Here is a 12,849-nt window from a genome sequence, read left to right as displayed (position 1 = left end):
TCGGGCAGTACCAGCGAGACCAGCCTGCGCCGAGGGCCGTCGGCCCGTGCTTTCTCGACCGGCTCCCGGCCGAGGAACGAGATGTCCGTGTTGAGCTTGCACGCGAACGTCAGGCCTGCCTCGACCGGGTTGTAGTCCGCGGTCAGTTCTCGGCCGAAGGCACGGTAGGCCTTCTCCAGCCGCATCGACTCGATGGCGTAATAGCCCGCGTTCACAAGGCCGAGGCCGGCGCCGGCGTCCATCAGGTCCTCGTAGGCTCCCACCGCGAATTCTGCCGGGACGTACAGCTCCCAGCCGAGCTCGCCCACGTAGGTGATCCTGGTCGCGCGGACCGTGGCGTAGCCGAGGTCGATCTCGCGGCTGGTGCTGAACGGGAAGGCTTTGTCGCTGAAGTCGCTGCGGGAAAGCCGGGACAGCAGTTCGCGGGATCGTGGCCCCATCACGCCGTAGACGGCGTAGGCGGAGGTGACGTCGGCGAGCGAGGCGTGGCAGCGGGCTGGCATCCGCCTGGTGATGTGGTGCTTGTCGCGCTCGGTGCTGGCCGCGCTGCTGACCAGCAGGAACTCATGGGCGCTCAGCCTGGTGACGGTGATGTCGGCCTCATAGGTGCCGCGCGCGTTCAGCATCCCGGTATAGACGGTGCGGCCAGGCTCGACCCCGACGTCGGCCGTGCACAGCCACTGCAGCGCCTGCTCGGCGTCCCGGCCGGTGACCAGGTACTTGGAGAAGCTCGTCTGATCGAACAGGGCGACGCTGCCGCGGGCGGCCCGCTGCTCGGCACTGGACCAGGGCTGCCAGCTCTGCTGGCCCCAGCCGTACTCGATGGCGGCATCCTGGCCCGGCGGGGCGAAGTAATTCGCGCGCTCCCAGCCCATCCGGCTGCCGAAGCAGGCGTTGGCCTGCTTGAGCAGGTGATACGCCGGAGAGCGCCGGAACGGCCGAGCGGTGGCTAGCTCGCGGTTCGGCCAGGGGACGGCGTAATGCAGGCCCAGAACCTCGCTGACCCGGTCATGCAGCCACTGGTTGTTGCCGTTGAACCGGGCGAAGCGCCGGATGTCCACCGCGGACAGGTCGAGGCTCGGCTCACCCTCGATGATCCACTCCGCCAGCGCCCGCCCGGCGCCGCCCGCGGACGCGATGCCCACGGAGTTGAAGCCTGCCCCCACGAAGAAGTTCCGCAGTTCTGGCGCCTCACCGAGAATGAACTGGTTGTCGGGGGTGAAGCTCTCCGGGCCGTTGTAGAACTTCTTGATGCCGGTCTCGGCGAGCACGGGTATCCGCGCTATCGCGCTGTCCATGAGGATCGCGAAGTGGTCCCAGTCCTCGTCGAGCAGCCGGAACTCGAACGGGTAGGGCAGCTCGTCAGGGGCGACCCATGGCTTGGCCTCCGGCTCGAATCCGCCGACGACCAGCCCGCCGACTTCTTCCTTGAAGTAGGTGTAGCCGTCCGGGTCGCGCAGTACCGGCAGGTCCCGGTGCGCCCCGTCGATCCGCTCGGTTACCACGTAGAAGTGCTCGGCGGAATGCAGCGGCACCGTTACCCCGCACATCGCGCCGACCTGCTTGGCCCACTGGCCGGCGCAGTTGACGACTATCTCTGCCTCGATGTCGCCCCGGTCGGTATGAACCCCGGTAACGGCGCCGGCTCGCGTGCGGATGCCGGTCACCCGGACCCGCTCGCGGATCAGCACGCCCCGGTCGCGGGCGCCGCGGGCCAGCGCCGCGGTCAGGTCCGTGGGATTCGCCCTGCCGTCGCCTGGCAGCCAGATCGCCCCGACGATGTCGTCGACCGCCATGATCGGGTACCGGTCGCGGGCCTGCGCGGGCGTGATCAGCTCGCAGTCCAGCTGATAGGCCTCGGCGGTCGCGGCGGTCCGGCGCAGCTGCACCATGCGATCGTGAGTTCTGGCGACGGTCACGCCACCACAGCGGCGGAAGCCGGCACTCAGGCCAGTCTCCTCCTCCAGCCTCCCGTACAGCTCGGTGGAGTACTGCACGAGCCGCGTGCCGTTTTCCGTGGCGCGCAGCTGGCCGACCAGGCCCGCCGCGTGCCAGGTAGTGCCGCATGACAGCTGCCCCTGTTCGAGCAGCAGCACATCGGTCCAGCCCATCAGGGCCAGGTGGTACGCGACGCTGGCGCCGATCACGCCACCGCCGATGATGACGACCCGGGCGCGGCCGGGCAGCTGTGCAGGCTCAGCCGTCATGCTGGCAGGATCCCCTGTGCTGGCTTGGTTCTGTGGCGTGGTCCGAGTCGGGAAGCTGGACGGCCTCGAGCAGTCCGCCGAAGCCGGACGCCGTGAAACCGGCGGCAGCGCCCTCGAACCGCTCCATCGCCCAGGACCAGAAGTCGAACTCGATCAGGCTAGCGGCATGCTGGATCGCGCCCCACAGGGTCCAGCCGTACATGCCAGCCAGGCCGAGCAGCCGGGCTCTGGCGACTTTGCTTGGCCTCGGCCGCCCGTAGTAGCCGGTGACGAGCGCGACCAGGCCATCCTCGCCGAGGTGAGCCTCGGCCGCGATGTTGCCCAGCTCGAAGCAGGCATCGTTGTTGCCCGAGTACTCATAGTCGATCAGCCAGATCCGGTCGCCGTCGTCGATGAGGTTGGCGGGCAGCAGGTCGTTGTTGCACGGAACCGTGCCGTCGCGGTCCGATGCGGTCAGTGCTGCCGCGATCGCGTCGAAGTGCGGCAGCAGGTCCTCGTATCCGGCCGGGATACGGAAGCCGCGGGTTCGTGCCACCGCCAGGTACCGCCGCTGGATGGCGAACATGTCGAAGTCGTTGCCGAACCTCTCGCCCTGGTGCAGCCGACGGCATGCCCGTGCGATCCGCGTGATCGTACGGGGCTCGGCCACGTCCGCGCTGCCGAGCGTGCGCCCCTCGATGTAGCCGATGATCAGCATGCTGTCCTGCGGGCGGTACTCCACGACCGGCGGTCCCGCACCAGCGGCCGCCGCGGCCACCGAGTTCCGGTACTCGCAATCCCTGTCGATCGCGAGCAGTTCGCTGCCGGCACCGGAGATGCGGGCGACAAAGCTGCCGTCAGGCGTCGTCACCTTGTAGTTGCGGTTGGTCAGGCCGCCGGGCAGTTCGTGCACCGTACGTGGCCGCAGGGCCAGGCTTACTGTCCGGTCGAAGAGGTCGTCGGGTTCCGCGCGGACCACCTCCGCATCCTTAATTGTCTGAACCTATTACGGGTTTTACCATTCTGTCCCTAAAAAGGTCTAGACAGTTTGCTATCGCAGACGTACGCTTTCGCCCCAAACGGCAGTCCCGTCGGTTGTGAAGGGGAGGCCCTCAATGAGCACTGACACCGACATCTCCGGCGGGCAAGAGCGGGACTCCGCCGACCTGGCTCGCTTCGGCTACAAGCAGGAACTCAAGCGTTCACTAGGGCCATTCAGCTCGTTCGCTGTCGCCTTCAGCTACATCTCGCCGTCGACCGGCATCTTCACGCTGTTCGCGCTTGGCCTGACCACCCTCGGCGGAGTATTCATCTGGACCTGGCCGGTCGTGGCACTCGGCCAGTTCATCGTCGCACTGAACTTCGCCGAGGTTTCCAGCCACTTCCCGGTGGCCGGCTCGGTCTTCCAGTGGACGAAGTACCTCGCGAGCCGGAGCTACTCCTGGTTCACCGGCTGGATCTACCTGTTCGCCGGCATCCTGACCGTCACCGCCGTCGTGGCGACGCTGCCACTGGCACTGATCCCCGCGCTGAACGGGCTCGGCTGGCATTCACTGAACGGCGCCAGCCTGAACACCCAGCTGGTCGTGGCGCTCATCACGCTGGTCGTCATCGCGATTCTGAACATCTACGGCGTACGGCTCGTCGCGGTCATCAACAACACTGGCGTGATCTTCGAGATCCTCGGCATGTTCGTGTTCGCGCTCGTGCTGCTGGCGTTCCACAACCACCAGGGCTTCCATGTGGTGACCAACAGCGCGGGCTTCCACGTCGGGCCGAGCTCGTTCCTCGCCGCCATGTTCATGAGCCTGTTCGTGATCTACGGCTTCGACACCGCGTCCACTCTCTCCGAGGAGACCCGCGACCCGCGCCGGGCCGCGCCCAAGGCGGTGCTGTACTCGGTCATCGGCGCGTTCGTCATCGGCGGCGTGTTCCTGCTGGCCACGCTCGTGGCGATCCCGAATCTGGGTACCGCGGTCAAGGACGGGTACGGGCCCGCGCAGATCATCGAGGCGAACTTCTCCACCGGCTTCGCGACGCTGTACCTGTTCGTGGTCTCCGCGGCCATCTTCGTCTGCTGCCTGTCCATCCTGGCGGCGACGATCCGGCTCTGCTTCGGGATGGCACGCGACAACCAGCTGCCCATCTCCGGGCTACTGGGCAAGGTGTCGCCCCGCCTGCACACGCCGGTCTGGACCTGCATCGTGGTCGCGGCGCTGGCCGCTGTGCCCTTCATCAAGTACTCGGGCGCCGGGACGATCGCGATCGCGGCGACCGGCATGATCTACCTGAGCTACTTCCTCGGCAACCTCGTGATCATGCGGGCTCGCGCACGCGGCTGGCCCAAGGCGAGCGCGCCGTTCCGGCTCGGCCGCTGGGGTCTGCTGGTCAATGTCATTGCGTTGCTCTACGGCGGGGCGATGCTGGTCAACTTCGCCTGGCCGCGGCCGGCGAGCAACCCCAAGCCGGAGCAGACCGGCGGGCTTCTCACCTTCGGGTGGGATTTCCTGAACAAGATCCCGATCCTGTGGACGGTGGCCATCGTCATCGTGCTGGTCGGGGCCATCTACTATCTCTGTGTCGGGCGGAACAAGACCTTCCCGCAGGTGACCGCGCCGTTCCCGGACGACCCGCTGACGGCCGAAGCCAGCGCCGTACCACAGCCCGACAGCTAAGCATCGTCCGAGGGCTGGCAACAGGGGAGATTCGGCTATGGCGCCACCGCCGCGGACCGGGCGCCGCCGCATTCGCCCCGCGCTGCGGACCGGCACGGGGCGGCCACCCGAGATCGTCCGCGGGCCGGGCGCCACCGTGCACACTCAGATCGAGGACTGGCTGGCCAGCGAGATAGCCGCGGGCGCACTGGTCCCCGGCGACAAGCTGCCCTCCGAGCATGATCTGGCCACGTGGTTCGGCGTCAGCCGGATGACCCTGCGGCACGCGCTTGCCGAGCTGACCCGCCGCGGCCTGGTCACCAAGGCGGTGGGCAGGCACGGCGGGACTTTTGTCGCCGCGCCCAAGCTGGAGCAGGACCTGACGCGCCTGGCAGGGTTCTCCGAGCGACTGCGCCGTCACGGGATGGTCGCCGGTGCCCGGGTGCTGTTCGCGAGCGAGCACCCAGCCGGGCCGGCTGCGGCGGCGGCCCTCAGGATCGGCAAGGACGACTTGGTGTGCGAGGTACAGCGGGTCCGGCTCGCCGACGGCAAGCCGATCGTCCTTGAGCGCTCGCTTTTCCCTGCTGACCGGTTTCCCGGCATGCTGGACTCGCGGCTCGACGGCTCGCTGTATGAGCTGCTCGAGGTCAGGTACGGCCTGCGGCCGCACCGTGCCAGGGAGAGCCTGGAACCGGTGACCGCACGAGTACGTGAGGCCGAAGCGCTCGAGGTCCCCGAGGGCGCGCCGCTGATGCTGGTCGAGCGCATCGCGTACGCCCGTTCCGGTGAGCCACTTGAATACGCCCGTGACCTGTTCCGCGGCGACCGGACCAAGGTTGTGGTCTGGACCTCCGAGCTGGAGGACTGAGTCTCCAGGGACGGCGAATATCGGCACACACCGAGAGCGCGACGGTACCGCAGCTCACTGCCGCTCAGCCGGGGGGGAGAGCCGAGCGGCGAGCAGCCAGCCGCGGACGGGGGCACCGTGTGGCGCGGTACCGCCGCGTGCGGTCACGATATCGGCCCGGGGGAACGCCCACAAGGGGTTTGCGTCCAGCCGAGCGGGCGCTGCGCGGACACCAGCGGCCTCGGCGGCAGGATGCACAGCGCCCGTGACCATCTAGCTAATTTTCGTCTGTTGATCCCACCCCCTCGACGGGACCAGCGGCCAATACCATAGCGACTAAATGTCGCACTTAGTTCGCACCGCCCGACTCGAACCGCCGAGAGGCGCCTATGGCTAGCCACGGTCTCGATCGCTTGCACTCTGACCCCGATGACCTTGCCCGGCAGGCCGCTGCGGAGTACCTGCGTGAACTCCTTCTGCGGCCCGGCCGGCCTCGGCGCACCTGGGAGCAGTACGCCGAGCGCACCCGGCATGGCCAGGTCAACCAACTCGCCGTGGCGGAGGTGCTCGCCCGGCATCTGTGGCAGCATCCGAGGCGGCGCGGGGACGGCGACTTGCTGCCCCGCCAACTGAAAGACACGGCCGCACGCGCGCTGTCCGGCAGGCTGCTCAGCAAGGCGACCCTCGACCTGTTCATCGACGCCTTCGCGCTGCCCGCCGCCGAGCAGGATCAACTGTGGCGGCTGTGGGAGGGGTCCCCCCGAGTGCGCATGCTCACGGGCATCCGGGCAATCCGTCCGGACACTGCGGATAAGGTAGCCGCCTTGCTCGGCCCTCCCGGCCACCAGACGGTCTCGCTGCACGACCACGCCTTCGCCCGAGCCGACGGACGGGTTGGCGGGGTCCGGACCATACAGGTGCTCGAGGCGCTCCGCGACGGGTTGGACAGCATCCCGTACATCTACGACACGTCGGCGCTCACACTGCGGGTCGGCCACGGCTGCGAGGCGCCTGCAGGCCCCGGCAGCCAGGTCAAGGACGGCCCGTACGTGCTCCGCATTCCGCTCGCGAGGACGCTGTCCGCAGGGGAGACGCTTTCCCTGGAATACGCAACCACATTCCACTACCAGGGCGAGGTAACCGCGGAGCAGCGTCAGTATCGCAGGGCGGTCATGCGCCGGGTGGATAACATCGACCTGCGCGTCGAGTTCGACCCGGAGTACGTCCCGTCGGCAATCTGGTGGGCGGTGTGGGACGGAGTAGACGGTGGCATCATCGAGCAGCACAGGGTGCAGCCGGATAGCCAGAACTCGGTGCACCGGTACCTTCGCCTCGTGGAGAAGACGGTCGTCGGCTTCTACTGGGAGGACCGGACCCGCGAATCGCCCTGATCCCGTTGCCGGCTGGTGCGGGTACTCGCCGAGGCCGGCCGTGCGGTCGGCATCGCGGGATTCAGCACTCGGAACGGAGGGTTCATTACCGTATCCGCGAAGCCTGATGGAGGCACAATCATGTCAGTCATCGAGGACATCCAACACCGCTCGGCGCACATTCGCTGGCCGGAGGGCATCGTGCCCGAGCAGGCCGACCTCTTCGCCCACAACGACATCGTGATCGCCGCGCCCCCGGCAGAGATCTGGGAGCACCTCGTCCACGCCGCCGCCTGGCCGGACTGGTACGTCAACGCCCGCAACGTCACGGTCAACGCCCCCAGCAGGCTCCTCGGCGCCGGCGTGACGTTCGACTGGATCACCTTCGGCGCGCACATCCACAGCACCGTCCACGAATTCGAGCCCACCGCCCGCATCGGCTGGTACGGCGAGACAGACCAGTGGCTGGCCTACCACACCTGGCTGCTCGAGCCGCGCGACGAGGGCAGCACCTACGTGGTCATGGAAGAGACCGGCACCGGGGCCAACCCGAGGAGACTCGCCAGCACCAATCCCGGCCACATGCACCGCGGTCACGATCTGTGGAACATCAGCCTCAAGTTCCTCTGCGAAAGCACCCAGGACTAGCGGCGGGCGCACACCATGACGGGACGCTCACGCCGCCGCCGCCCGGCACGAACGGCACGTTGCGGGGTTGGCAGCCGCTCTTGGTGTCACGGGATGATGATCACCGGGTAGTGAACGTGCCGTTCCAGGGCGCTGGGGACAGAGCCGAGGTCGTGATGGTATCCGTGCTCGGACCGGCCGACGATGAGGATCACCGCGGCGTCAGGCCCGCGCTCGCTGCGTTTTTCGTCTGCCGCCGCGATCAGGTTGTCCGCGATCGCGCCGTTGCGGCGCTGGAAGTGCCAGCGGTGTGCGGCGCCCCTGAGGTGAGAGGCCTGCAGGTGAGCGCGGACCTTCTCGGATAGATCGCGCGTGTTGTCATCGAAGCTTTGCAGTACGTCATCGGAGGCCTCGCCGGTGCGGCTGGCGGCGGCCATGGCCGGGAGGTGCGCCACGTACACGATCTCCATGCCGCCGGGCCGGTCGTTCAGCAGCCAGGCGGCCGCGTCCAGGGCGCGCAACGACGAGGCTGACCCGTCGAAGCCGACGATCGCGTACACCAACCGGTCCGATGTTCCGGTGAGGGTGCCCGCAGTCTGCACGGGATTGGTGGTGAGTGTGCTCATGATGTGCTCCTTCACCCGGTAGCCCGGTCCTGCCCGTATAGGGTTGGTATTTGCAACTCTAGGCGTCGGAGTTGTATTCTGCAACTCAAAGATGGAGGGGAAATGGCTCGCGAAGCTGCCCTTGATGACCTGTACCAGGGTCTGACCACGCTGTCCCGGCGAGCCCGCGATGTGGGCGATCACCTCCATCCAGGCTTGTCCCTGGTCGCCTACACACTGCTGACCCGGGTCGACGTCACGCCGGGGATGCGCGCGGCCGACCTGGCTTCGCATTTCGGTCTGGACAAGTCGACCCTGTCCCGCCAGCTTGAGCAGCTGATCTCGGCGGGACTGCTGCGCCGGGACGGAGAACGGCCGGGCCGCCGGGGCTACGTGCTGACCCTGACGGCTGCCGGGAGGCAGCACCTGGACGTAGCCGCGAGGGCCGTCCGGGATCGTCTCGCCGAGCGGCTGACCGACTGGGACGACCGTGACGTAGCCGCCTTCGCCCAGCTGGTCACGAGGTTCAACGACAGCACCGGCCGTCCCTGACCGAGCGAACGGCCGTCTGGTGACGTTCATGCCGCGACGGCGCCGACGCGGCGGCCGGGCGAGGCGTTGCGCGTCACGAGGCCGCGCGCGACGCTGGTCTTCGCCGACAGGTTGACCTTGGCGGATTCCCGTCTTCGGTACCTTCGTTGCCATGCGCAGCCGTCTGGGATCGCGTATGTAGCAGCGCAGTTCCGGGCCGCGGTCGGTCGGCGGTGTCAGGAACTGAGCCCCGCGGTCACGCCACTGCTGGTAGACGGCGTGGATGTCGGCGACGAGCTAGCGCTCCAGCATCGGCCGCACCTCGACGGCCCCGCCGAACCTGGCGACCGGGATCCGTGCCGCGAACGCGATCGCCGCGTCGAGGCCTGACGTGTCGTAGACGTAATACCCGTCCAGCTCGTTTCCCGCCTTGACGGCGGGGCCGGCGGTCACCTGCGTCGTCCCGTCCTTCACGCGGACCGTCGCCGCCTCGCCCGCGGCCTGGAGCTGGTTGCCGTCGAGCACGCCCGGAGACTGGCGAATCGCTTCGAATTCGCCAGTCACCTTCTTTTGCTCCTCGGCGGGGAGCGCGCCGATCACCTTGTCAGCGCCGTTGAAGCGGACCTGAAGCAGGAACTTCATCGGATCTCCTTACTTCCCTTGACTCGAGGATTTCGGCTGGCGGTTCGCCGCGTGTCAACGTGGGCTGCCGCGGACGAGGGCTAATCGGCCAGTTCCGGCGCCCGCAACGAGCATCGGCCGCCGCCCGAGCAGGTCGCCGGCCCGGCCGCCGAGCGGCAGCCCCGCGTAGGTGGCCAGTAGCGAGGCGGGCGGGGCGGGCACGAGATCGGCCTCCAGGACTGGACGGGTTGGTACAGTCAGGAGGCTATCAGAAAGTGGACGATTTAGTACAGAGTCAGCTCAAGCACGCCCGCACCCGCGCCAGCCCCGCCTCCACCGCTACCCGCAGTGACGCCATGTCCTTGCGGGCCTGGCTGAGCACCATCCCGCCCTCGATGCTGGCCAGCAGCCCCGTGGCCAGCACGGCAGGCGAGGCGTCCGCGCGCAGTTCCCCGCGCTGGCACATCCGCTCCAGCGCGCTGGCCAGGAGCTGCTCCCAGGCGTCGAACCCGGCGGCGGCCTGCAGCCGGGCGTCCTCGTTGCGGCCGGCCACCTCCGTCGCCAGCGTCCCGATCGGGCACCCCGGCAGCCCCGCCTGCTCGAACCCGGCGATGAATCCCTCCAGCGCCTGCTCCAGCCCGGCCAGCGACGACACGCCGCCGAGGGACTGGGTCAGCGCGGCCACCACCTGCGCGCAGCGGTACCCGACAGCCGCCGCCGCCAGCTCATCCCGGCTGCGGAAATAATGGTAGAACTGGCCCTTGCCCGCCCCGGCAGCGGCAATCACCTCATCCACGCTGGTGGCGGCGATACCGCGTTCGGCGAACAACTCCGCGGCCCGCTCCACGATCCGCTCCCGGCTGGCGCGCCCGCGCCTGGTTATCGGCTCGCCCGGCATACGCCCATGCTAGCGGCGGACTGTACCAGACAGTCCAGGCCGTTAGCCTGGTGACCGGTTGGGTGCCGGCCGGGAAACGGCCGGCCTGCCTGGGTTGTGCCCCTGGCTGCCCCACGGCGGTCACCGCCATTTTTGCCGCTCGCGTGCTCTCTGTGACGTCACTGGCGCTCGCGGGCGGGCGTGGCGTGCTTGGGGGGCAGCCCGCGGGCTTAGCCGACGCCGGCGTCGCCCCACTGCCGACACCGCCCGCTAGTCCACAGCTGGCTACCGCGCCGGTAGCCTGTCGGTGTGAAAGGTGCCAGGGTGCCCGCGGAGGACCTGGACGAGGAGTCGTCGGCCTGGCTGCACCGCCTGGGCACCGCGGGCGCGGAGCGGCGGGCGGCCGAGCGTGACCTCCACGCCCGGCTGGTCCGCATCGCGCTGGCCGAGACCAGGCGCCGGGCGGCCAGCACCCCGGTGACTGGCCCGGAACTCGACGACGTCGCGCACCAGGCCGCCGGCGACGCGATGCTTGCGATCCTGGCCAAGCTCGCCGACTTCCGCGGCGAGAGCAGGTTCATCACCTGGGCGTACCGGTTCGTCATCCTTGAAGTGTCGGCCAAGCTCGGCAGGCACTACTGGCGCAACCCGCCGGTCGCGCTTGACGCCGGGCAGTGGCAGCGGCTGCCCGACCGGTTCGGGATCGACCCGGCGCGGCACGCGGAAGCCGCGGGCATCCTGGCCGAGGTGCGCCGGGTTGTGGACGAGGAACTGACCGCGCACCAGCGGCGGATCTTCGTGGCGGTTGTGGTCGACCAGATCCCGCGCGACGCGCTTGTCGCCGAGCTTGGCCTGCAGAAGAACGCGATTTACAAGGTGATTTTCGACGCGCGGCGTAAGATCCGCCGTGCGCTGGTCGCTAAGGGCTATCTGGAAGAGTCGGGGTGGAGCGGCGATGAGTGAGCTGGACGGGCTGGAGCGGTTCCTGCGGACCGACCCGCGCGACGTCGGCTGTGACGAGGCCATGGCCGTGCTGCACGTCTACGTCGACCTGATGGCCGCAGGCGAGGACGCGGCCAGGCGTTACCCCGGGGTCGCGGCCCACCTGCTGGCCTGCGGCCCGTGCAATGAGGACTTCACCGGTCTCCTCGCGGCCGTCACTAATGGCTAGCAGGACGGGTCATCCAGCAGGCGCCGCGGGCGGCCGTGAGGTACTGGCGTTCGACCTTTACGGGACGCTGGTCGACCCGATCGCCATCGCCGGCGAGCTCGGCCGTCTCCTCGGTGACGCAGACGGCCGCGAGGCGGCCGGGCTCTGGCGGTCCAAGCAGCTGGAGTACTCTTTCCGGCTCACGGCGATGGGCCGTTACGAGGACTTCTGCTGGGTGACGGCCCGCGCGCTTGACTTCGCGCTTGCCTCGGTCGGGGGACGCCTGCCGGACGGGCAGGCCGAGCGGCTGGTCGAGCTGTACGACCACCTGCGGCCATTCCCCGACGCCGTCCCCGCGATGCGGGCGCTGGCTGACCTGAAGTACGAGCTCGCGGTGCTCTCCAACGGGACCCCGGCGATGATCGGGAACTGCCTTGACAACAGCGGCCTCGGGGAGTTCTTCGGCCAGCGGATCAGCGTGGACGAGGTCCGCGCGTTCAAGCCGTCGCCCCTGGTGTACCGGCACGCCGCGGAGCGGCTGTCGGTGACGGCCGGGCAGGTCCGGCTGGTGACGAGCAACGCGTTCGACTGTGTCGGGGCCAGTGCGGCGGGGATGCGCACGGTCTGGGTAAACCGTTCCGCCGCCCCGTTCGACACGATCGGCGCCCAGCCGGACCTCACCGTGCCCGCGCTCGACCGCTTGCCTGCGGCGCTGGGCGGCTGAAGCCGCGGAGGCGGGCGGCGGAGCCCACCGGGAATCAGGCGCCGACTGGCGCGGTGCTGACGTCCCAGATGGCCCCGGTGTCATCGCCGGCCAGGAGGGCGAGCAGCGCGGCGGCCGAGTACTCCGGGGTGATCAGGGTACCCTCGGCGTAGTTCCGGTTGAACCGCTCGTGCAGGCCGGAGCCTATGTGCTCGGGGTCCTGCCGGCGGATCCAGGCCTGCATGGCGGTGTCGACCCCGCCCGGCCGGTAGGCGTTGACCGTGACCCCGGTGCCGCGCAGCTCGGCGGCGAGGTTCACGGTGTGCGCCTCGAGCGCGGCCTTCGTGGTGGCATAGGCGTTCCCGCGGACCATGCCTGCCGGGTTGGCGACGATCCCGCTTGAGACGTTGACGACCCGGCCCCAGCCGGCCTCCAGCATGCCAGGCAGGACGGCTGCGGTAAGCGCGGCCGGAGCGATCACGTTGACCTCGAAGGCCAGCCGCAGGTCCCCGGCCTTGATGCCGTCCGTGGGGCCGAGCGGCTCTACCGTGGCGGCGTTGTTGACCAGGATGTCGACGCGGCCCGGCGCGAGTGCCGCCGCCACGGCACGGCCGCGGTCTTCCTCGTCGGCCAGGTCGGCGGGCAGCACGCTGACCCGCCCGGCGGGCACGCCACGTT

At 69.0% G+C, this 12,849-nt stretch carries 15 protein-coding genes; 8 read left to right on the top strand and 7 right to left on the bottom strand.

Annotation, left to right across the window (positions count from 1 at the left end; all coding sequences use genetic code 11):
- A partial coding sequence (locus tag WA805_RS12775) for a GcvT family protein (RefSeq protein WP_425242437.1) occupies positions 1–2,207 on the bottom strand: 2,207 nt, incomplete at its 3' end.
- Positions 2,197–3,165, bottom strand: a complete 969-nt coding sequence (locus tag WA805_RS12770; protein ID WP_422285766.1) for a choline/ethanolamine kinase family protein — start codon at positions 3,163–3,165, stop codon at positions 2,197–2,199. The genes WA805_RS12770 and WA805_RS12775, both read right to left, overlap by 11 nt.
- A gap of 136 nt (positions 3,166–3,301) precedes the next feature.
- Between WA805_RS12770 and WA805_RS12765 the strand changes: the two genes are divergently transcribed.
- The 4 genes from WA805_RS12765 (at position 3,302) to WA805_RS12750 (ending at position 7,705) form a co-directional block, all read left to right on the top strand.
- The gene (locus tag WA805_RS12765; protein WP_425242436.1) at positions 3,302–4,861 is read left to right on the top strand and encodes an APC family permease; all 1,560 of its coding nucleotides are present in this window, start codon (positions 3,302–3,304) and stop codon (positions 4,859–4,861) included.
- Positions 4,862–4,898: 37 nt separating this feature from the next.
- Positions 4,899–5,708 (top strand): GntR family transcriptional regulator, encoded by an 810-nt coding sequence (locus tag WA805_RS12760; protein ID WP_422285768.1) that lies wholly within the window; start codon positions 4,899–4,901, stop codon positions 5,706–5,708.
- A 368-nt stretch (positions 5,709–6,076) separates the two neighbouring features.
- The gene (locus WA805_RS12755) at positions 6,077–7,078 is read left to right on the top strand and encodes a hypothetical protein (RefSeq protein WP_425242435.1); all 1,002 of its coding nucleotides are present in this window, start codon (positions 6,077–6,079) and stop codon (positions 7,076–7,078) included.
- Between the two features lie 120 nt (positions 7,079–7,198).
- Positions 7,199–7,705: an SRPBCC family protein gene (locus WA805_RS12750; RefSeq protein ID WP_422272065.1), complete on the top strand. Its 507-nt coding sequence runs from the start codon at positions 7,199–7,201 to the stop codon at positions 7,703–7,705.
- Positions 7,706–7,791: 86 nt separating this feature from the next.
- Here the strand turns inward: WA805_RS12750 and WA805_RS12745 are convergent, their stop codons facing one another.
- Complete coding sequence (locus WA805_RS12745; RefSeq protein WP_422272063.1) at positions 7,792–8,310, bottom strand: universal stress protein; 519 nt, start codon at positions 8,308–8,310, stop codon at positions 7,792–7,794.
- A 102-nt stretch (positions 8,311–8,412) separates the two neighbouring features.
- Between WA805_RS12745 and WA805_RS12740 the strand changes: the two genes are divergently transcribed.
- Entirely contained in the window at positions 8,413–8,841 is a 429-nt protein-coding gene (locus WA805_RS12740) for a MarR family winged helix-turn-helix transcriptional regulator (RefSeq protein ID WP_422272061.1), read from the top strand.
- A gap of 276 nt (positions 8,842–9,117) precedes the next feature.
- Here WA805_RS12740 and WA805_RS12735 read toward each other — a convergent pair whose 3' ends face one another.
- The 3 genes from WA805_RS12735 to WA805_RS12725 form a co-directional block, all read right to left on the bottom strand.
- Positions 9,118–9,462, bottom strand: coding sequence for a YciI family protein (locus WA805_RS12735; RefSeq protein ID WP_422272059.1), 345 nt, complete (start codon positions 9,460–9,462; stop codon positions 9,118–9,120).
- A gap of 54 nt (positions 9,463–9,516) precedes the next feature.
- Complete coding sequence (locus WA805_RS12730) at positions 9,517–9,663, bottom strand: hypothetical protein (RefSeq protein WP_422323199.1); 147 nt, start codon at positions 9,661–9,663, stop codon at positions 9,517–9,519.
- A gap of 73 nt (positions 9,664–9,736) precedes the next feature.
- Positions 9,737–10,339: a TetR/AcrR family transcriptional regulator gene (locus WA805_RS12725; protein ID WP_422337631.1), complete on the bottom strand. Its 603-nt coding sequence runs from the start codon at positions 10,337–10,339 to the stop codon at positions 9,737–9,739.
- A 288-nt stretch (positions 10,340–10,627) separates the two neighbouring features.
- Here WA805_RS12725 and WA805_RS12720 point away from each other — a divergent pair, with 288 nt between their 5' ends.
- Genes WA805_RS12720 through WA805_RS12710 form a run of 3 tightly spaced genes read left to right on the top strand, consistent with a single transcriptional unit; the run spans position 10,628 to position 12,192 of the window.
- A complete protein-coding gene (locus WA805_RS12720; protein WP_425242434.1) occupies positions 10,628–11,281 on the top strand; it encodes an RNA polymerase sigma factor in 654 nt (217 codons plus the stop codon).
- Positions 11,274–11,489, top strand: coding sequence for a hypothetical protein (locus WA805_RS12715; protein WP_422272051.1), 216 nt, complete (start codon positions 11,274–11,276; stop codon positions 11,487–11,489). The genes WA805_RS12720 and WA805_RS12715 overlap by 8 nt, the downstream gene beginning before the upstream one ends.
- Positions 11,482–12,192, top strand: coding sequence for a haloacid dehalogenase type II (locus tag WA805_RS12710; protein WP_422339575.1), 711 nt, complete (start codon positions 11,482–11,484; stop codon positions 12,190–12,192). Before WA805_RS12715 ends, WA805_RS12710 begins: the two co-directional genes overlap by 8 nt.
- A gap of 34 nt (positions 12,193–12,226) precedes the next feature.
- On the opposite strand, the gene WA805_RS12705 is transcribed toward WA805_RS12710, so the two are convergent.
- Positions 12,227–12,849 (bottom strand): SDR family NAD(P)-dependent oxidoreductase (locus WA805_RS12705; protein WP_425242433.1); only part of this gene is annotated, 623 nt, incomplete at its 5' end.

Origin of the sequence: Trebonia sp. (assembly GCF_049794275.1) — a bacterium.
Lineage (GTDB): Bacteria > Actinomycetota > Actinomycetes > Streptosporangiales > Streptosporangiaceae > Trebonia.
This window is presented reverse-complemented; position numbering and strand designations above follow the sequence as displayed.

Coding starts and splice junctions, on each gene's coding strand:
- WA805_RS12765 (WP_425242436.1), top strand. CDS start 3,302: ATGAGCACTGACACCGACATCTCCGGCGGGCAAGAGCGGGACTCCGCC.
- WA805_RS12760 (WP_422285768.1), top strand. CDS start 4,899: ATGGCGCCACCGCCGCGGACCGGGCGCCGCCGCATTCGCCCCGCGCTG.
- WA805_RS12755 (WP_425242435.1), top strand. CDS start 6,077: ATGGCTAGCCACGGTCTCGATCGCTTGCACTCTGACCCCGATGACCTT.
- WA805_RS12750 (WP_422272065.1), top strand. CDS start 7,199: ATGTCAGTCATCGAGGACATCCAACACCGCTCGGCGCACATTCGCTGG.
- WA805_RS12745 (WP_422272063.1), bottom strand. CDS start 8,310: ATGAGCACACTCACCACCAATCCCGTGCAGACTGCGGGCACCCTCACC.
- WA805_RS12740 (WP_422272061.1), top strand. CDS start 8,413: ATGGCTCGCGAAGCTGCCCTTGATGACCTGTACCAGGGTCTGACCACG.
- WA805_RS12735 (WP_422272059.1), bottom strand. CDS start 9,462: ATGAAGTTCCTGCTTCAGGTCCGCTTCAACGGCGCTGACAAGGTGATC.
- WA805_RS12725 (WP_422337631.1), bottom strand. CDS start 10,339: ATGCCGGGCGAGCCGATAACCAGGCGCGGGCGCGCCAGCCGGGAGCGG.
- WA805_RS12715 (WP_422272051.1), top strand. CDS start 11,274: ATGAGTGAGCTGGACGGGCTGGAGCGGTTCCTGCGGACCGACCCGCGC.
- WA805_RS12710 (WP_422339575.1), top strand. CDS start 11,482: ATGGCTAGCAGGACGGGTCATCCAGCAGGCGCCGCGGGCGGCCGTGAG.